Source organism: Rhodococcus sp. GB-02, from assembly GCF_053470465.1.
Map to the genome: position 1 here is coordinate 1,598,378 of NZ_JBPUKE010000001.1, position 17,199 is coordinate 1,615,576.

The following is a 17,199-nucleotide window of genomic DNA, read 5'->3' on the forward strand; positions in this document are numbered from 1 at the left end:
TCTGGAGTTCATGTGATGGCTGTCCGTAGTGCTGATCATTCTCGGCCTGATCCGATAGCTGATCAACGAGCTGCTGTCGGTCGCGACCGCAACGCTGGCGATGACGACTGGGATCCGAACAGTGAATTGAGCGAAACGTCGAAGGCGGTGATCGCCACCGTTTTCGGGCTCGCATTGTTGATTGCAGCGTTCGCGGTGATCGGGCGACTCGGGGGTTGGGCCGAGGATTACGGGACGATCCTGGTGTATCTGGCGTTCTTTCTGTGGATGTCGATCGCGGGGCGCCTGTTCTGGTGGGGCGCAGAAAAATTGATTGCCACGGTGCGGAAGAAGTCGGGCAGCAGTGGTGATCGACGTTGAAGTCCGCTCCGAGACTCAAGAGGTCGTTCGCGGGGTTTCTTGCAGCCGGCGCACTGTTGACCGGGACCGCCGGCGTGATCGGTGCGGGGCTCGCGCTCACTGCCGGACCGGCGCATGCGACACCGGAAGAGGATTGCGCGGCGGTGCGGGCACGTGATCATCAAATCTACCTGAACCTGATCGCCTCACTACCACCTGGTGCACCGATCCCGCCTGAGTACATCAACCCGTGTCTTACTGCGCCGTCCACTACCGCAACCGCTGGACCCACGACCACCGTTGGGATTCCCGGTGCACAGGCTCCGGGCGGTGGCCCGAATGTCGGGGCGAATGCTCCGACGAACTTTCCCGCCTATAACGGCACCCCCATCGTTCCCGTGCCCGGTGCGGCGCAACCGGGGCAAACGAATTCGCCGACACAATCTGGTGTCGAGAACCCTGCGGGAGTTCCGGTTCCGTCGACCACCGGCGGACCTGCACCGAATACGCCGCAGCCTGCAGGATCGACCGCACCCACAGCGGTTCCCGATCGTGGTCCCGGACCGATCCCCGCGGATTCGGATTCGAATATCGCACCGGCCCAAAGGGTTCCGGACCCGGCAGCAGATGTTTCCACAACTGTGGAGGACTCGGGCCGTGACCGGTATCTCGAACTCACCCTGATCGGCGCTGCGGCGTTCGCCGCTGCTGGTATCGGAGTGCGCGGGCGGCCGGGACCTTTCAGCCCCCGCACACCGGAATCAGTGCTCTCGCAGGTCGTCGGAACTATCGCTTCACCGCTCATGGCGTATTCACCTGGCGGGCAGTCCTCGTTGCGGGTGTTCGATCCGATCTCCGACGGGTACCGGTTCTTCTTCCTGATCCACGACGAAACGTCGTCGCACGAATCCGTGATTCCGGTGACGGTGCCGCCCGGCGGTCGCATGAGTGTCAATCCCGATGGCACGGTCACGGTCTTCGACGCCGACGGGAATCCGGTCTCGACGATCGATGCCCCGTGGGCGTACGACGCCAACGGCACACCCATTCCGACGCATTACGAGATCCGGGACGGACAGCTCGTCCAGGTCGTCGACACCGCCGGTATCGAGAACGTTCTGTATCCGATTTTGGCGGACCCGCAGGATCGCACACAGAGCGGCAAGAAATCGCCTGCACCGGCGCGCCCGACCAAGATCTCCGGCGAGGACGACGGCACCCGCTCAGATGACGGTCCACATTGGAACGAGACACCCCAGGTCGAAGGCCATAAGGCCCCCAATTCACCAGTACAGAAACCGAAACCCACTCAACCACCAGTCCCACCCGCGGTCGAGCCCGAACCACAAGTCCCTGAGCAGGCTCCGGCGCAAGTGCCGGAGCAGATCCCGCAGCAGTCGCCGGCCGAGGACATCGGCGGGGACGGACCAGGTGCCGGGACATCCCCATCCATCGACCCAGCGCCCGCTACACCGAACGAAACCGACACACCCCAAGCGGAATTGGCAGGAATTCCGATCATCGGCGGCATCTTCAGTGCAGCCGAAGCCGGGCTCATGCTCACCGCTGGAATCGCAGCTTTGTTCGCGCAGATCCTTGCAGGTGTGGGTCTGGGGGATTCGGAACTGTTCGGCCGCATGGAAAACCTCGAGGAATGGGCGCTCGAGGCCGGAGTGAATCTCGCCGAAATGCTTGTGAAGGCTATGGCCCTGCTTTCTCCGCAGGATCAGGCACTTCTTCGCACTGTCCTTTCTCCGTTCGTGAAGCTGCCCCCAGCGCATGAGCAGGACACTCCCGGCCACGCCAGGCCCGGGCCGGCCGGACCTGCCGCGAAGCCGCCGCCTCGGAGGCCCACACCGCGGCCTGTACCGCGTCTGCCGGGTGATCACGATCCGACCCAGCCGCAAGATCCCTCCAGCGAGCCGGATTCAGGCGATCCGGCAACACCGTCGGATCCGGGTTTCGAACCACCAGTAGACCCCGGCGCCACCACACCTGGATTCGTTGACCCCGAACAACCTTCGGCTCCCGAACCTGGCGAGCAACCGGCCGTCGATCCGGTCAACCCAGGCCACATTCCGGTCGATCCCGAGGCACCCGGTGCGCCCCAACAACCCGGGCCCCCGGAGTTCGACCCCTTCGATCCCGACCCGAGCACGATCCCCCAGCCAGGTGCCATAAAAGATCCGACAGAGCGGCCTTCTACCCCCAACCCTGGGACGACATCACCTGATAAGCCGCTCCCCGGCGAACTGGTGCCACCATCAGCGGCTATCGAGCCGGGCCCAGCCCGGACACCGAGGACACCGCTAGTCATTCCGCCTGATTCGCCGCCAACTACTGAGGACCAGGTCGTCATTGACCATGTGGAGCCGATATTGCAGTATCTGGCGTCTCTGGCATGGTGGACCGTACTTGACCTTTACGGGACACGCCTACCCCCGTGGCTACTCGGCATTTTCGCGCATTCGATGTTTGAAGGTTTCGTCCGCAGTATTCTCTCTCCACAGGTCGGACAGCTGTTTCCTGGAGTTGTGTTGTTGCCGGAAGTGTCGTTCAGGCCGATCGAGGGGGGACCGGAAGTCGCGGGTCGAGGTGAGCTGGGAAGCTTCCGACCTGATGTCGTACTCATCCGCACGATCATCGACGAGTTTGAGGATGCCACGATGGTTATCGTTCAGGTGTGGGATCTCAAGACGGGAAACGCGACTATTGACCGGGCCTGGGCAGAAAAAGTTGCGCAGTTCCTGCAGATTCCGTTGAACTGGATTAAGAATCTTCTCCCTGAAACGATGGACAACGAATGACGTTCGATGGACAGGATGTGTACTGATGAGCGATGACAAGCCTAAGCCTTCGAAATCGGTCAGTGAGGTGCTCGAGTCCCTGGGAATGGACCGGGATCAGTTGCGGGAGATGGCGAAAGATGCGATCGCGGATCTGACTCCGAAGAAAGGAAGAGGCGCTGCGTGGGAGAAGGTGCTGGGCGCGGCGGTGCAGAAGCTCGGGCCCAACTGGACGATCATCGGTAGCGGTTTGCGAGCGGAACTGCTGCACACGCCAGTTCGGTGGTGGTTCGACACCGTCGGGATCGATCCGATCCCCAACAGAGAACAACTGACCATCGGCCATGTCCGGCTCTTCGAACCGCTCATTCCTCGTGCCATCACTCTGAGGCAGGACATTCCCGACAGTAGGCTTCAGGACCAGGAGTTCCGCCGACTGCAGATCGACATCTTCGACACCGCCTCCGCTGCGGCAATAGTGACGCAGTGGGCTCAGGGCCCAGCAATGCAACTATTCGACACCAAGCCGGCTGAGCTTTTCTCGGCATTTCTGGAGGAGAAGTATCTGGTCCGAGACCAGTCGCGTAGTACCAGCTGGAGGTTTCTGGCGGCGTATCGCGTGATCACCGACACCGGGTCACCGCTCGAGGTCGTCGACAGCCAACTCGACTATCTCCGCAGCCGGGCTGCCGACCCGGCAGGTCCACTTGTCATGTTCTGGGAACAGTTTCGTGAGGTGGCTACTGCCGGTGATCGAGAGAGGACACTGCGGTGGCTCGACGAGCATCGACGTGCCACGGTGCGTGAGCACTACCCGTTACCGGATTCGGTGTTCGCCGACGTTCTCGAAGACCTGGGCGACGGCTAGCCATGTGATTGCAAGAATCTCGAATTTGCTTCGACCACAACACTTCAAGGGGAGAAATCAATGGACCACTGGGTCGTCGTCCCGGAAGAGCCAGGGTTTGTCGGGGATCGCACAGTTATCGACACCGCAACCTTGCCGCCGACCGTGGAGAGGGCGCACTTCGTGTTCACGCGGCAACCTACCGACGGACTGATCGGTGCGGGCCCGCTGGTGTTGGTGGACCGTGAGACCGCGGAAGCGCTCGAGGACAACGTCTTCGGTGAAGTGTCCCTTCATCCGGCGGACCTCGATACGGACCCGGCGTCGGGGCTGTTGCAGGTTCCCGACTTCGTGTGGTGCCAGGTCCAAGGGCAAGCGGGGATGCTCGATATCGGCCTCGCCGAGGACGGCCGCCTGGTGATGTCGGGGCAAGCGTTGCTGGTGTTCCACTCTTTCGGTGGCGGCATCGACAACGCCACCATCTCCGAATGGCTCGGCTGAACCACTCGCCTGACGAAAACACGAACGAAGCGCACCTTTGCGGTACTGGCAGGGGCTCCGGAGCAGAACGAAACCTGTGTGGTGGCAGTGCGTCGTGAATTCGATTTCGTTGCGCACGAACTCTTTGTACGGGCTCGCGCAAGAATACTGCGGTCACCGCTCGATGCAGGCACGATCTAGCACTCGTCGGCTGGACGGGAACTGTGAGAGGCGAAGGCCATCGTGAACGTCGAGAAGGAATTGAGTAGCTTGATGTCCGAATGTGATTTCGGTGCAACGTATTCTGCCACTTGCGATTCTGCTCAGGACCCGCGGCAGGACCGGCATGGCATGCAATCGCGAGGAGAACCGAAGCATGGATGACCAATACCTCGATTTCCACTTCCTTGCTGATGTGAGAGATTCACCGATCATTGATTGGTTCATCGGCAAGTTCATCATTCTGCTGGCGATCGTGATGTTCTGGCTTCTCATTTGGTTGATCCAGAACGGATGGATCCGTCTTCGTGGGCAGAGGTCCAATCTGAAGACGAGGAAACTGCTGGTCGCGATCGGGGTTGTCACTGCACTGTTCGCCATCACCGTGGTGGCGGACAAGTCACGAGCGCGAATGGACCCAGAGGAAGCCGAGAGACAGGCTCGGTCCGAACTGGTTGGACAGGTCGAACAGAAGTGGGACGTGAGGTTACTTGATCCTTCTTCTGAATCAATCCCAGGTCGCCCTGACAGTTTCGGCAGAGTTTCTGTGAATGCGGCTGTGGGGTCGGACCAGTCTCCAAAGAAGTGCGAGATGACCAATCTGTATTGGCGCAGTGGAGCAAAACAGAGCCTTGGCGATTTCGACCTGAGGGTCACTCTCACCTGTGATGGATTGCCCGCACCTTTGAGAGATCCATCATGACGTGGCAGCGAAGTTGCACAGGACGGATTGTCGTCGGGGGTGGAATGTGCAGGTACTTCCACCGATGAGAAGACATGACCAGGAACCCTTTCCGCGAGGCGGAAGAGAACAACCTTTACGGCGCAGGAGCTTTTGACGGATGCCGAGTTCACCGAGTTCCCGCGACTGTCGTTTACGTGCGTTCTGTCATCCCAGATGCCCTTGGCCACGAGCCAAGCCGAGCAACTGCTGATGTGAGAGCCGAGGAACTGCCACCAATGCGCGAGGGGCAATTGGTGACGAACACCTGCTGAGGGCCCTGCGTCATGACTCGTATCGGACCCTGATGCTGCGGCGCCAGCACAGCAATGGACACCGATTTAGGCCGGGTGACGACCTGTCGGACGGCATCAATGAACTGCAGAATTCAGAGACGCGGTCCTCTAGCACCCCCATTGGCGTTGGATTCAGATTGACTGATCACTGAATGGAGGAGGTTGTGTACCTGCGGTGTACCTGTCACAGGATTTGGGACCCAAACAAGCGAAGTGCGCTACCCCGAAAAAGGGCTCTGAACTGCGGAGAATCTGTGGAGCCGATGACGGGAATCGAACCCGCGTATTCAGCTTGGGAAGCTGATGTTCTACCATTGAACTACATCGGCGTCGCAGCGACCGGGCGTGTTTTCACCGCCGACCAACGTGCGTTCCGAACATTATCAGACGAGCTCTCAAGCAGCGTGTCCCTGGCTGTCATTGATCAGATGGCGCGTGTCGAAGTCGGTACGATTGGTGGATGTTTTGTCCACAAGTTCTGCGCGGGAGAGCCTTTCGGTATGGATAGCTCGAGGCAATGTGAGGCAGGGGCACGGCGGGGGAGTCCCGAACTCACCCATCGCGCTTCGTCACCGCAATGTGATCGCCCCGGCGATGGGTCGGCACTGCCCGCGGAACCGGTAACCTCTACCTGTGCTGCTCTCCGATCGTGACATCCGTGCCGAAATCTCCGTTGGACGTCTGGGTATCGACCCTTTCGACGATTCCATGGTGCAACCGTCGAGCGTCGACGTGCGCCTGGACGGTCTGTTTCGGGTTTTCAACAACACGCGGTACACGCACATCGACCCGGCACTTCGCCAGGACGAGTTGACCAGCCTGGTCGAACCGGCAGAGGGCGAGCCGTTTGTGCTTCATCCCGGCGAGTTCGTTCTCGGTTCGACTCTCGAAGTGTGCTCACTGCCGAACGACCTGGCCGGTCGCCTCGAAGGTAAGTCGAGCCTCGGGCGCCTCGGCCTGTTGACGCACTCGACCGCCGGTTTCATCGACCCGGGATTCAGCGGCCATATCACACTCGAGCTGTCCAATGTCGCAAACCTGCCGATCACGCTCTGGCCGGGAATGAAGATCGGACAGCTCTGCCTGCTCAAGCTCTCGAGCGCTGCAGAGTTCCCGTACGGAAGCTCCGAGGCCGGATCCAAGTACCAGGGCCAGCGCGGCCCGACACCGTCGAAGGCGTACCTGAACTTCAACCGCAGCTGAACGAACGAACTTCGGGGGGAGTCGCATGATCGGAATTTTCTACGGTCTGGTTTTCATGAACTTGTTGTTCGTGACCAGCACCGTGTGTTTGATGAAGCCGTCGAAAGCCAGTGTTGTTGCGACCGCCTGTGCAGGGGTGGCGTGGCTGTTCTTCAATGGACCGATGGAAGGTCAGGTCTTGTGGTCGTTGAACAGGGAACACGGTTTGACGGTCTCGGATCTGATGTCGCTTGTTGCCTTCGGCATCGCCGTCCGGGGATGGAATCAGGTTCGTAAAGTCCGTGAAACCGTCGACGCAGACCGTTTCTGACCTGCACGCTCATCTGGATTGACCGCCACGATTCGGACAGATGTTTCGACCTGGAGCACAACAGTCGTCGAATCGGGCACAATTACTGGTTATGTGGTGGATTGTCGGTGGCGTACTACTCGTATGGGTCGTGTGTTCCATTCCGATTGCCATCCTGGTCGGACGCGGTATCGCGCGGCGGGACCGCGCAGAGTTCGACGGGCGAAATCAACAGTGGGCCGACGAGGTTGTCAGGTCGATCGAGAAGCAATCGGATCAGGCCAACGCCGATCGGCGTAAGCCACCACTGATCAGCTGACCAGCTGGACTTTTCCGGAGGTGAGTTGGGCATGGAACTTCCATCCGATACTCCCGACGACGTCGTGGCCGCGGCCGCCGGCGGACCCAGGGTTCCGCAGTTCGATCCCACGGTGGGGATTTCGGTAGTTCCGCCTGGGGGCGATGCTCCCCACCGGTTGGTGGTCATCGGCGATTCGCTGTCGCAGGGATTTCAAAGCGGGGCGATCTTCAATACCGATCTGTCGTATCCGGCGATCATTGCTCACCAGTTGGGCCGGCTCGACCAGTTCCGCTTTCCCCGTTACGGCGGCCCGGGCGGGCTTCCGCTCAACATCGAACTGTTGCTCCGCACCCTCGAGGAGCGCTTCGGCCCACGGCTCGACCTCTGGGAGGTTCCGCTCGCACTCTTCGCTGCACGTGCGTTCACGGACCAGGTGGAGGACTACTGGGAACGCGGACCGGGCAGCGAAGCCCCGACGTTCTCGGCAATCAACCACAACCTCTCGGTGTACGGGTGGGATCTTCGTGACGCTCTGACTAAGACGGCGCAGGGCTGTGAGGATGCTCTTCGCCAACCGCACGACGATTTGATCAGCCAGATCGTCGAGAACAACGGTGAGCGCGCCGCACTGCGAGTTCTGCCGCGAGGCTCCGACGCCGAGAAGCGCATGACGGTGTTCGATGCAGCAGCGGAGTTGGGCAAGGAGGGCATCGAAACTCTGATCGTCTTCCTTGGTGCCAACAACGCGCTCCGCACCGTCACCGAACTCCGAGTCGAGTGGAGCGGCAACAACTTCCGTGACCCGGACGGTAAGCGCGACTACACGGTGTGGCAGCCCGAGCACTTCGCGTCGGAGTATGCCGAGGTGCTCGCCGCGATCCGGAAGATCAACGCGCAGCACGTCATCCTCTGCACCGTCCCACACGTGACCATCGCACCGATCGCTCACGGGCTCGGCGGAAAGATCGAAATCGGATCACGGTATTTCCCGTATTACGCGCGACCGTGGGTGCGTGACACAGACTTCGACCCACAGCACGATCAACACATCACCGGCGCGCAGGCGTGGGCCGTCGATACCGCAATCGACATGTACAACGACGGTATCGAGCAGGCAGTCGCAAACGCCCGTCGAGTAGGGAAGGACTGGTACCTCTGCGACATCGCCGGGTTGCTCGAGCGCGTGGCTTCACGGCGCTACGTCACCGACGTCAATGCGCGGCCGTCATGGTGGACGCCGTACCCCCTACCCAAAGCGTTGACCGACCTGCAACCCGTGCCGGACTCGCTGTTCCTCTCCGCCGACGGTCACGGTGGTCGCGCTTCGGGCGGACTCTTCTCGCTCGACGGCGTTCATCCCACGACAGTCGCGTACGGGGTGATGGCGCAAGAACTGGCGAACATCATGGTCACGGCCGGAGTCCAGTTCGACCGCGTGCAGGTCGATTTCGACCGTCTCGTCCGACGCGACACCTTGGTGCGCACTCCGCCGCAGAATCTCGATTCCACGCTCGGCGTCATCGGCTGGGCTGACGAGCATCTCGGCTTCGCCAAACGTGTGTTCGGCCTCTGATTTTCAGCTTGCCTTCGACATCGTCGGTGCAACGATGCGTTCCGCGTACTCCCGCAAGAGCGCCACAAGTTCTGCGTCGTCGACGGAAAGTCTGCCGGTCGGACCTATCGCAGCCAAGGCGCCGACCACACACCTTTCCGCGTCGTGGATCGGGACGGCGACGGCGGAGCGTCCGACACGAATCTCGTCGACCTCACGGGCAGGCTCGCCGCGCCGGATCCGAGAGAGTTCGAGTTCCAACTGGTCGCCGTCGGTGATGGTGTGTGCGGTGACCTTTCGCAATGGGGCCTCGGCCAACTCGGGTCGGCTGGCGAGGAGCAGCTTCCCGATAGCCGACGCGTGAACGGCTGTGACCAGCGTCCGTTCGCCGCTGAGCTCATGGTCGGGATCGCGATCGACCAGTCGAATTCTGTTCTCTGCAAACGACGCGAGGTAGACGCCGAACCGTAGCTGCTCGCGAAGTTCTTCGAGGAGCACCGAATTGTCGACGGGGGTGGGTTCGGCGGCAGCCCCGGCCAATTCACGGGTGCGTCGGCCCAGCGCGAAGCCGGAGAGGTCGGCGATCCGAACCAGGTAACCGTCGGCGACAAGGATGTTGAGCAACCGATACGCAGTGGCAGGTGGGATGTCGGCCAGGGCGGCAATGTCCTTGGCGGTGGCTCCCGATCCGAGCCTGGCCGCCGACTCGAGGAGGGCAAGGGCGCGCTGAACCGCTCGGGGTTCGTGCCCACCGAGGTCGCGTGGTCGGCCCACCATCAGCGAGCGCCGGCAGTCGGCTCGCCCACCAGCACGATGTTTCCGGCTGCGTCGGTGGCGAACACCCCAGCTCCTGGTAGTACGTCCTCGGTTTCGGGACTGTCGAAAGCTCCGACATGCAGCAGACTTTTGGGGCTTCGGCGTCGCAGGTAGAACTGCCAGAGCGTGCCCGAGGTCAGGATCACGAGCACAGCGATCGGTGCAACGTACGCATGGTCGATCGTGTTGGCGTAAACGAGGTAACCGAGAACTATCGCACCGGCACCACTTCCACACGACGCGGCTGTGAGAACACCGGGAGTGTGCTCTCCGATACGCGTCAGGAAGACAACCGATGCGATCGCCACCAGTGCATAGGCAACGATGACGGCACCGCGAACCGTCAGTCGAACGTCGTCGAAAATCTCTCCGCGTCCAAGGATGGCAAAGGCTCCGCCGCCCACCAGAACTGTGCAGACGACGACGGTCAGCGCGAAGTAGGGCGTGCGAAATGCGCTGTGAACCGAGGCGAACCGGCGGGGGAGTAGGCGTTCGACGCCGAACGAGTAGACCAGACGCGACGCAGCATTGGACGACGCCATCGACGACGCCAGCCACGAGCACCCCAGACCGACGTTGAGCGCGATGACGACACCTGGACTCACACCCGTCGCTGTTCCGTGGAGATAGGCGTTGACGAGGGTGTCGCTACGTCCCGACCAAGCGGCCCAGCCTGCAAAGATGAAGAGCGATCCACAGATGATTGGTGTGAGAAGGACTGTGCGGGTGACGGTTACCAGCGGACGACGAGCTTCGGGGCCGAAGAAGGCCGCGCTCTCGAATCCGGCGAGAGCGAACACGGCAGCCAGGGCGGTGAGTAACAGCCCGTGGCCGGAGGTGGGCGGAACGATCTGTGCTTGTTGACTTCCGGAACCGCCCAGAATCATGAGCCCGACGATGAACAGAAGTGAACAGCTTTCGACGACGAGGATCGCGAGAGCGGCAAATCTGACACTTCGAACGAGGGCGCCGAGAATCAGCAGGGCTATCCCCAGATAGAGCGCGATGACGTGAAAAGTCTTGTCCACGTGCACACCCGCGAAGCCGAGCAATGCGATTGCGGCCTGTCCTCCGTGATAGAGCGTCATCACCGCGCTGCCGACGTACTTGACCAGCATGGCGGTGCCGGTGGTCAATGCTGCCCGGGTGCCCAGGCCACGAAAGACGAAGCTGTGCAATCCGCCCGACGCAGCCATTCGGCGGGTGAACTGCGAAACGCAGAAGGCTATGAGCGTCACCAGCACGGTGGCCGCGATGATGGTGATCATCCCGCTCAACAATCGGCCGTGTGTCAGCATGGTGACGGGCAGAACGACCATCGACACAGCGGGGGCGGTGGTTGCCACCGACTGGGCCAGCACTTCGGCGCCCGAGAGTTGCCGACGGCCCAACGCGCGCAGCGGTGATCGCGCCGGGGGTTGCTTCTCGCGCGTGGTGAAGGACCGCGCGATGGCTTCGGTGAGAGCGGACATGTCGCGTCACGCTAGTCCGGTCCTGTAACGCCGATATTGCGGACATGCTTCCGCTGATCGCACTCGGGTGCGAGAGCCCGATGCTGATGCTCGCAGGTTTCTCACTCGACCCCCACTGACTGTTTCCTGTGCGTCAAGTTCCGGACCCAACGCTCCTGAAGTCTGTGTTCAACACCAACCACCCGGGTCACCGGGAGCACACTGGGGAGCTCGAATGTCATACACACGTAGATCTTTCATGCGCAGTCTGGGAATCACCGGCGGCGCGGGCCTGGCACTCGGTGCTATGTCGTCCATCGGCCTGGCGCCGGCAGTGGCGTCGACGCCGAGACGATTCCAGGCACCCGCCGCGGGTGACCTGATCGGAAAGGTCAAGGGAAGTCACTCCGTCGTGATCCTCGGCGGCGGACCGTCCGGTCTGTGCTCCGCCTACGAACTGCAGAAGGCCGGATACAAGGTCACTGTCCTCGAAGCGCGCAACCGGCCGGGTGGTCGGGTGTGGTCGATCCGCAACGGCACCGAAGAAACCGACCTGAACGGCGAGACACAGACCTGTACGTTCTCCGAGGGACACTTCTACAACCTCGGTGCGACGCGTATTCCGCAAAATCACAACACCATCGACTACTGCCGCGAACTGGGCGTCGAACTGCAGATGTTCGGAAACCAGAATGCGAACACCTTCGTCAACTACACCGGCAACAAGCCGCTGGCCAATCAGTCGATCACCTACCGAGCAGCCAAGGCCGACACCTACGGATACATGTCCGAGCTGCTGCAGAAGGCCACCAATCAGGGCGCTCTCGACCAGGTCTTGAGCAAGGAAGACAAGGAAGCACTCTCGTCCTTCCTCACCGACTTCGGTGATCTCTCCAGCGACGGCCGCTACGTCGGATCCTCGCGTCGAGGGCACGCCGTGGAGCCGGGCGCCGGCCTCAACTTCGGAACCGAGATCGAACCATTCGGGATGAGCGAGGTGATCCAGGGCGGCATCGGGCGTGCATTCTCCTTCGAGTTCGGTTACGACCAGGCCATGACGATGATGACCCCCGTCGGCGGCATGGACCGGATTTACTACAAGTTCCAGGACGCGATCGGCATGGACAACATCGAGTTCGGCGCCGAGGTCAGCGGCATGAAGAACGTGCCGGAAGGCGTCACCGTCGATTACGTCGTCGACGGCAAGACCAAGTCGATCACCGCCGACTACGCAATCTGCACGATCCCGCCGCACCTGATCAAGCGGCTGAACAACAACCTGCCCTCCGACATCCTGCTCGCGTTGGATGCAGCCAAGCCGTCGTCGTCGGGCAAGCTCGGTATCGAATACTCGCGTCGGTGGTGGGAGACCGAGGACCGCATCTACGGCGGCGCGTCCAACACCGACCGCGACATCTCCCAGATCATGTTCCCCTACGACCACTACAACTCCGACCGCGGCGTCGTCGTCGCGTACTACAGCTCGGGTAAGCGTCAACAGGCTTTCGAATCGCTCACTCACCGTCAGCGGCTGGCGAAGGCCATCGCCGAAGGCGCAGAAATCCACGGCGACAAATACACTCGCGACATCTCGTCGTCCTTCTCCGGAAGCTGGCGCCGCACCAAGTATTCGGAATCCGCCTGGGCGTCGTGGGCCGGCGCGGGAGATTCCCACGGCGGCATGGCAACTCCCGAGTACACCAAGCTGCTCGAACCCGTCGACCGGATCTACTTCGCCGGCGATCACCTCTCCAACGCCATCGCCTGGCAGCACGGGGCCTTCACGTCCGCGCAGGACGTCGTGACCCACCTGCATCAGCGTGTTGCGCAAACTGCCTGACGTGCTTCGTTTTCCATCACTTTTTCTGGAGGTCCAATCATGAATTCTCGCAGCACCAAGGTCCTTGCAGCGGCATTTGCCGCCACTGCGCTACTGGGGTTCGCCACGGCCTGCTCGTCTGACGAGGCGGACGCAGAGACCACATCGAGTTCGTTCGTCTCGAAATCGATTCTCGAAGCGGGGCAGGCAAACCCGATGATCGCTCAGGGTGTCGCGATCGGCGGCGACACCGCGATCTACAAGACCAGCGGCATCGGCCCGTCGGCAGGAAACAAGGCGGCGCCGGAAGGTTCGCCGGAGTCGTACATCGACGGTCAGTTCTCCGGCGGTGTTCTGCCGGCCGGTGTCACCGTCACCGAGGCGCAGGGCATCAACGTACTCAAGAAGATCCGCGACAACCTCGAAGCACAGGGATTGAGTCTAGAAGACGTCGTGACGATGCGCGTCTTCCTCGACAACGCGCCGGGATCGGACAAGGCCGACTACACCGGATGGAATCGCGCGTACCGCCAGTTCTTCGCCAATACCAATCTTGACACGGGTGACACGGAGTTGGTGCCGATGGGCACTGCCGAGCCGATCGCTCCGATCGAACGCAACAGTGCCCGGCCGACCCGCTTCGCGCTGGAGGTTGCGGGACTGCCGGTGGCCGGTTGGCTCGTCGAGGTAGAGGTCGACGCGGTGTACCCCGAGGGCAAGGAACCCGCCTGATGGGCGCGCTCAGCCCGACCCACTGGGCGATCGTCGCAGTAGTGCTCGTGGTGCTGTTCGGTTCGAAGAAGCTGCCGGACGCCGCCCGCGGCCTCGGTCGGTCGATGCGGATCCTCAAGACCGAAGTCGGAGAACTGCACTCGGATACGGACCTCGCGTTGGAGAAGCGAGACTGACCTCCGTGCGTGGTTGAGGAGTCCCCGCACTCCTCAACCGCGCACAGGTGTTCTAGATCAGACCTTCGGAACGAGCTACCGACGGTGGTGACGGCGGACCCTTCACGAAGACGTCGATCAGCACGTCCTCGTCCTGGTACGACGCGAACTGCGCCAACCCCGGCGTCTGGCGCACAGCCGAATGAACGGCGTCACCGTTCTGCGGATACTCCGGTACGACGTGACGCCAGTGGGCACACAGCAGGGTGCCGCCAGGCTCGAGATGCTCGACGACCTGCAGCATTGCGTCGACGAGTTTGTCGAAGGTCAGGTAATAGCCGACCTCGCTGATGACGACGAGGTCGAAGGTCTCGCCGGGCCAGTCGTCACCCAAAGCCCAGAGGCGGAATTCGGCGTCGCGACCGGCAAGCCGCGCACGAGCACTCTCGAGTGCGGCCGGGACGATGTCGGTGGCGAGAACGCTGTCGCAGCGCTCGGCCAATTTCTCGGTGAGGACCCCGATCGAGCACCCAGGTTCGAACGCGCGACGGTATCGGGGTTTCGGGAGCATCGCGATACTGAGCGCGTATTTTCGCTGCTCGTACCAACGAGATTCGAAGTCCCATGGATCGGATTGTGCGGCATACATCTTGGCGAAGTAGTCCGCGGGAAGTTCACGATCGGTCATACGAACACCGTTTCGTATGGTCGCAGTAAGCGTTCCATCACGTGTCGGGGGAGTATGGGTGCATCCGCAGGGTGATCGGAGAGTGGTGCGATCTGTGATGTGAACTCTTGGGCAGCAGCAGATTTTGCAGCCTGAACATCGGACGGCAAGGTCATTCTTCTGACTCGTTCCCACGGGACTGCCGCATGATCCGGCGCGGCCCAATGCCACGCCCAGATGGGGTACTCGATCAATCGTGCTCCAGTATCCGCGCACGCCCTTGCCGCAGCGTCCCCGGTAGCTTCATGATCCGGGTGGCCGTCCCCGCGCCACGTCGAGGCGCACCAAGTATCGGCCGAGGAATCACCGAGAATCGAGCTGAGGCGGTCGGTCAACTCTCGCCGGTTCTCGCCAATCCTCCCGTCCGGGATGCTCAATCGAACCGGTGTGGGAATTCCGAGCACACGCGCTGCTCGATCCGACTCGGACCGTCGAAGTTGTTCCATCTCGGGCTGAGTCACCGTTGGTGAGTCGGGATGTGAAGCGCCGCCGTCGGTAACGGACACCACTTGAACATTGATGCCGGAAAGTGTTGCCAGGAGCGCGGTTCCACCCAGTCCGAGGATTTCGTCGTCAGGATGGGGAGCGACGACGATCAATCGCGAGCACCCGCTGAGGTCCAGTTCCGGAAAACTGCGTCCCCACGCCTGCCATGTCGATTCGGGGGTGCCGCCGTCGTCGACGGGCTTCTGCGCGAACAGTTTCGAGTTCACCACGGCCGTTTCCCCTTAGCCGCAATCCGGCCCAGTTCTGCGTGATCCTTCTCGGCGTGGCTCTGCCGCAAGTAGACGGTGAGGTCGGCGACGCGGGCGGCATGCTCGGCGTCCATGCAGAGCGGTGCGGCCCCGAGAGCGCGTCCCACCCGATCCAGGGTCTCGGTGGCGGCGCGTTCGACGATTGCCCGCACACGCAGTGCCCGTTGCATGGCCTCGGCGTCTTCGTTGAAAGGGTCGGCGTCGATCTCCGCCGCCGCGACTGCGAGCGCGTTGCGCGCTGCGGCCAGCGCCGCGTCGACCGCACCGAGGTGCGCGAGTACATAGGGATCTTCGCTGCTTGCGGCCTTGTCGTACAACGGATCTGCAACTCCACACGCACCGCCGTACCAGCATGCGGCTACCCCTATCGCGCCGTGCCAGAACCCCGGCCGGCTCAGATAGTCCCCTGCCGTGCCAACCGGTATTGCCGGAACCATGTCGAAGTCGACCGCGCTGGAGTCGCTTTCGGCCATACCAACGGCCTTCCATGAATCGGGAACGGGATGTACCCCAGGTAGTCCGAGCTCAACCGCGAAGAGCGAGGGGACACCGTCGACCAACGCGGTGATCAGTGCATGTGTGCAGGTGTTAGCGCCCGAACACCACAACTTGCGACCGGTGAGCGTCCAGATCCCCACGTGCTCAGATGCATTCACGACTGGTTCGGGTGGCTCGGCTGCCCACACGCCCCAGAGCTGTCCCGGTTCGGGATCGGGGCCGTCGAGTTCGGTGAGTATCGCGACGGCGTCGGTGTGAGCCTCGGCCATTCGGCCGAGGACCACGTTCTCTCGAGTGAGTTCTGCCAGGGAGGTCCATCGTGCGGCCGTCGCGCCGCCGCCGGGCAACGGCAAGTACAGTCCACCTGCGTCCAGGAGTGTGTGTAGTCGTTTCATCGTGCCAACTCCGCTTCTTCGTTATCGGCGGTCATACCACCCAGGTTACGGATATGTCCGGCAAAACCGCCCGGAGTTCGGCCGTCGAGACGTGCAGACGTGGTGACCGCAATATCTTCTGCCCACGTGATACAGGCACCCGCCTCGCTCAACCGCCGGACGAGATCGACGTCCTCGTCTTCTTCGAGATCGGAGAATCCTCCTACGCTCCAGTACATGTCGGCGCGGACACCGAGGTTGGCACCGTGGACGTGACCGTGTCGACCGTACGGATGCTCGTGATACATACGTTCGTATCGTTCGCGGACAGAGTGTGGATGACCTTCCCAGTCGGCGATGCGCACGGTTCCCGCGACGACGTCCGCAGTACGCGCATACTCCAGTTGGCGCGCAATCCACGTGGGGCCGACCACCGAATCGGCATCGGTGGTGGTGAACCACGCTGAGGCACCCAAATCTAAGCCGAACGCGGAGAAGCCCGTCGCTCGCGAACGTCCGACGTTCTGATGCTCGACGCGGAGTACTTCCACCCCGTCGGGTATGACCCCCGCGGTTCCGTCCGAACAGTTGTCGAGGACGGCAACAAGTCGGACGGGGACAACGCAAGCCGATGCCGCTGTTGCGAGTGCACGAAGGCAATTAGGAAGGTCTTCGGCTTCGTTGTGGGCGGGAACTACGACAAGAACCTGGTCGATTGGCACAGTGACGATCCTTTCCTCACCCTGGTACGGTCGGGTCTTCTTTCGTCCCGGTTCTCAACAGATAACCACATTTCAGACGAGTGCCGCCGCTCGACCGCCAGCAGTCGCGCAGGTCGA

18 protein-coding genes and 1 tRNA gene are annotated in these 17,199 nt (G+C 61.9%); 12 read left to right on the forward strand and 7 right to left on the reverse strand.

The genetic code is table 11. The annotated features are described in order from the left end of the window. The first annotated feature begins 15 nt into the window (after positions 1–15). The 5 genes from ACSW29_RS07595 (at position 16) to ACSW29_RS07615 (ending at position 5,374) form a co-directional block, all read left to right on the forward strand. Positions 16–360, forward strand: coding sequence for a hypothetical protein (locus ACSW29_RS07595; RefSeq protein ID WP_448276971.1), 345 nt, complete (start codon positions 16–18; stop codon positions 358–360). Continuing rightward, positions 357–3,146, forward strand: a complete 2,790-nt coding sequence (locus tag ACSW29_RS07600; RefSeq protein WP_448276972.1) for a hypothetical protein — start codon at positions 357–359, stop codon at positions 3,144–3,146. Before ACSW29_RS07595 ends, ACSW29_RS07600 begins: the two co-directional genes overlap by 4 nt. Before the next feature lie 25 nt (positions 3,147–3,171). Next, positions 3,172–3,993 (forward strand): hypothetical protein, encoded by an 822-nt coding sequence (locus ACSW29_RS07605; protein ID WP_448276973.1) that lies wholly within the window; start codon positions 3,172–3,174, stop codon positions 3,991–3,993. Positions 3,994–4,053: 60 nt separating this feature from the next. Then, positions 4,054–4,473 (forward strand): hypothetical protein, encoded by a 420-nt coding sequence (locus ACSW29_RS07610; protein WP_448276974.1) that lies wholly within the window; start codon positions 4,054–4,056, stop codon positions 4,471–4,473. Positions 4,474–4,828: 355 nt separating this feature from the next. After that, positions 4,829–5,374 (forward strand): hypothetical protein, encoded by a 546-nt coding sequence (locus tag ACSW29_RS07615; RefSeq protein ID WP_230816432.1) that lies wholly within the window; start codon positions 4,829–4,831, stop codon positions 5,372–5,374. A 569-nt stretch (positions 5,375–5,943) separates the two neighbouring features. Here the strand turns inward: ACSW29_RS07615 and ACSW29_RS07620 are convergent. Further along, positions 5,944–6,017, reverse strand: a tRNA-Gly gene (locus ACSW29_RS07620). 304 nt (positions 6,018–6,321) lie between these two features. On the opposite strand from ACSW29_RS07620, the gene dcd reads away from it, so the two are divergent. From dcd to ACSW29_RS07640, 4 genes are all read left to right on the forward strand, one after another. After that, entirely contained in the window at positions 6,322–6,891 is a 570-nt protein-coding gene (gene dcd / locus ACSW29_RS07625) for a dCTP deaminase (RefSeq protein ID WP_019747488.1), read from the forward strand. A 25-nt stretch (positions 6,892–6,916) separates the two neighbouring features. Then, positions 6,917–7,201 carry a hypothetical protein gene (locus ACSW29_RS07630; RefSeq protein ID WP_230816431.1) on the forward strand — a complete coding sequence of 95 codons (285 nt, stop codon included), beginning with the start codon at positions 6,917–6,919 and terminating at the stop codon, positions 7,199–7,201. Between the two features lie 91 nt (positions 7,202–7,292). Continuing rightward, positions 7,293–7,499 carry a hypothetical protein gene (locus ACSW29_RS07635; RefSeq protein ID WP_230816430.1) on the forward strand — a complete coding sequence of 69 codons (207 nt, stop codon included), beginning with the start codon at positions 7,293–7,295 and terminating at the stop codon, positions 7,497–7,499. A 31-nt stretch (positions 7,500–7,530) separates the two neighbouring features. After that, positions 7,531–9,054: a hypothetical protein gene (locus tag ACSW29_RS07640; protein WP_317828241.1), complete on the forward strand. Its 1,524-nt coding sequence runs from the start codon at positions 7,531–7,533 to the stop codon at positions 9,052–9,054. A gap of 3 nt (positions 9,055–9,057) precedes the next feature. On the opposite strand, the gene ACSW29_RS07645 is transcribed toward ACSW29_RS07640, so the two are convergent. Further along, a complete protein-coding gene (locus tag ACSW29_RS07645) occupies positions 9,058–9,810 on the reverse strand; it encodes an IclR family transcriptional regulator (RefSeq protein ID WP_230816428.1) in 753 nt (250 codons plus the stop codon). After that, positions 9,810–11,321, reverse strand: coding sequence for an APC family permease (locus tag ACSW29_RS07650; RefSeq protein WP_448276975.1), 1,512 nt, complete (start codon positions 11,319–11,321; stop codon positions 9,810–9,812). The genes ACSW29_RS07645 and ACSW29_RS07650 overlap by 1 nt, the downstream gene beginning before the upstream one ends. Before the next feature lie 238 nt (positions 11,322–11,559). On the opposite strand from ACSW29_RS07650, the gene ACSW29_RS07655 reads away from it, so the two are divergent. The 3 genes from ACSW29_RS07655 to tatA are packed head-to-tail and all read left to right on the forward strand — an operon-like array spanning position 11,560 to position 14,027. Continuing rightward, the gene (locus ACSW29_RS07655; protein ID WP_448277417.1) at positions 11,560–13,140 is read left to right on the forward strand and encodes a flavin monoamine oxidase family protein; all 1,581 of its coding nucleotides are present in this window, start codon (positions 11,560–11,562) and stop codon (positions 13,138–13,140) included. A 39-nt stretch (positions 13,141–13,179) separates the two neighbouring features. Beyond that, on the forward strand, positions 13,180–13,851 hold the full coding sequence (locus ACSW29_RS07660; RefSeq protein ID WP_230816426.1) for a Rid family hydrolase: 672 nt from the start codon (positions 13,180–13,182) through the stop codon (positions 13,849–13,851). Then, on the forward strand, positions 13,851–14,027 hold the full coding sequence (gene tatA, locus ACSW29_RS07665; protein WP_019747480.1) for a Sec-independent protein translocase subunit TatA: 177 nt from the start codon (positions 13,851–13,853) through the stop codon (positions 14,025–14,027). The genes ACSW29_RS07660 and tatA overlap by 1 nt, the downstream gene beginning before the upstream one ends. 52 nt (positions 14,028–14,079) lie before the next feature. Here the strand turns inward: tatA and ACSW29_RS07670 are convergent, their stop codons facing one another. The 4 genes from ACSW29_RS07670 to ACSW29_RS07685 are packed head-to-tail and all read right to left on the reverse strand — an operon-like array spanning position 14,080 to position 17,082. Then, a complete protein-coding gene (locus tag ACSW29_RS07670) occupies positions 14,080–14,694 on the reverse strand; it encodes a class I SAM-dependent DNA methyltransferase (RefSeq protein ID WP_317828239.1) in 615 nt (204 codons plus the stop codon). After that, entirely contained in the window at positions 14,691–15,449 is a 759-nt protein-coding gene (locus tag ACSW29_RS07675; RefSeq protein WP_448276976.1) for a PIG-L deacetylase family protein, read from the reverse strand. The genes ACSW29_RS07670 and ACSW29_RS07675 overlap by 4 nt, the downstream gene beginning before the upstream one ends. Continuing rightward, positions 15,443–16,381, reverse strand: a complete 939-nt coding sequence (locus ACSW29_RS07680) for an acyl-CoA dehydrogenase (RefSeq protein ID WP_317828237.1) — start codon at positions 16,379–16,381, stop codon at positions 15,443–15,445. The genes ACSW29_RS07675 and ACSW29_RS07680 overlap by 7 nt, the downstream gene beginning before the upstream one ends. Beyond that, positions 16,378–17,082: a glycosyltransferase gene (locus ACSW29_RS07685; RefSeq protein ID WP_448276977.1), complete on the reverse strand. Its 705-nt coding sequence runs from the start codon at positions 17,080–17,082 to the stop codon at positions 16,378–16,380. The genes ACSW29_RS07680 and ACSW29_RS07685 overlap by 4 nt, the downstream gene beginning before the upstream one ends. Between the last annotated feature and the right edge of the window lie 117 nt (positions 17,083–17,199).

What these genes read in the sequence shown, in the direction of transcription:
- ACSW29_RS07595 (WP_448276971.1), top strand. Translation starts at nt 16, where the DNA reads ATGGCTGTCCGTAGTGCTGATCATTCTCGGCCTGATCCGATAGCTGAT.
- ACSW29_RS07605 (WP_448276973.1), top strand. Translation starts at nt 3,172, where the DNA reads ATGAGCGATGACAAGCCTAAGCCTTCGAAATCGGTCAGTGAGGTGCTC.
- ACSW29_RS07610 (WP_448276974.1), top strand. Translation starts at nt 4,054, where the DNA reads ATGGACCACTGGGTCGTCGTCCCGGAAGAGCCAGGGTTTGTCGGGGAT.
- ACSW29_RS07615 (WP_230816432.1), top strand. Translation starts at nt 4,829, where the DNA reads ATGGATGACCAATACCTCGATTTCCACTTCCTTGCTGATGTGAGAGAT.
- ACSW29_RS07630 (WP_230816431.1), top strand. Translation starts at nt 6,917, where the DNA reads ATGATCGGAATTTTCTACGGTCTGGTTTTCATGAACTTGTTGTTCGTG.
- ACSW29_RS07635 (WP_230816430.1), top strand. Translation starts at nt 7,293, where the DNA reads ATGTGGTGGATTGTCGGTGGCGTACTACTCGTATGGGTCGTGTGTTCC.
- ACSW29_RS07640 (WP_317828241.1), top strand. Translation starts at nt 7,531, where the DNA reads ATGGAACTTCCATCCGATACTCCCGACGACGTCGTGGCCGCGGCCGCC.
- ACSW29_RS07645 (WP_230816428.1), bottom strand. Translation starts at nt 9,810, where the DNA reads ATGGTGGGCCGACCACGCGACCTCGGTGGGCACGAACCCCGAGCGGTT.
- ACSW29_RS07650 (WP_448276975.1), bottom strand. Translation starts at nt 11,321, where the DNA reads ATGTCCGCTCTCACCGAAGCCATCGCGCGGTCCTTCACCACGCGCGAG.
- ACSW29_RS07655 (WP_448277417.1), top strand. Translation starts at nt 11,560, where the DNA reads ATGCGCAGTCTGGGAATCACCGGCGGCGCGGGCCTGGCACTCGGTGCT.
- ACSW29_RS07660 (WP_230816426.1), top strand. Translation starts at nt 13,180, where the DNA reads ATGAATTCTCGCAGCACCAAGGTCCTTGCAGCGGCATTTGCCGCCACT.
- tatA (WP_019747480.1), top strand. Translation starts at nt 13,851, where the DNA reads ATGGGCGCGCTCAGCCCGACCCACTGGGCGATCGTCGCAGTAGTGCTC.
- ACSW29_RS07670 (WP_317828239.1), bottom strand. Translation starts at nt 14,694, where the DNA reads ATGACCGATCGTGAACTTCCCGCGGACTACTTCGCCAAGATGTATGCC.
- ACSW29_RS07680 (WP_317828237.1), bottom strand. Translation starts at nt 16,381, where the DNA reads ATGAAACGACTACACACACTCCTGGACGCAGGTGGACTGTACTTGCCG.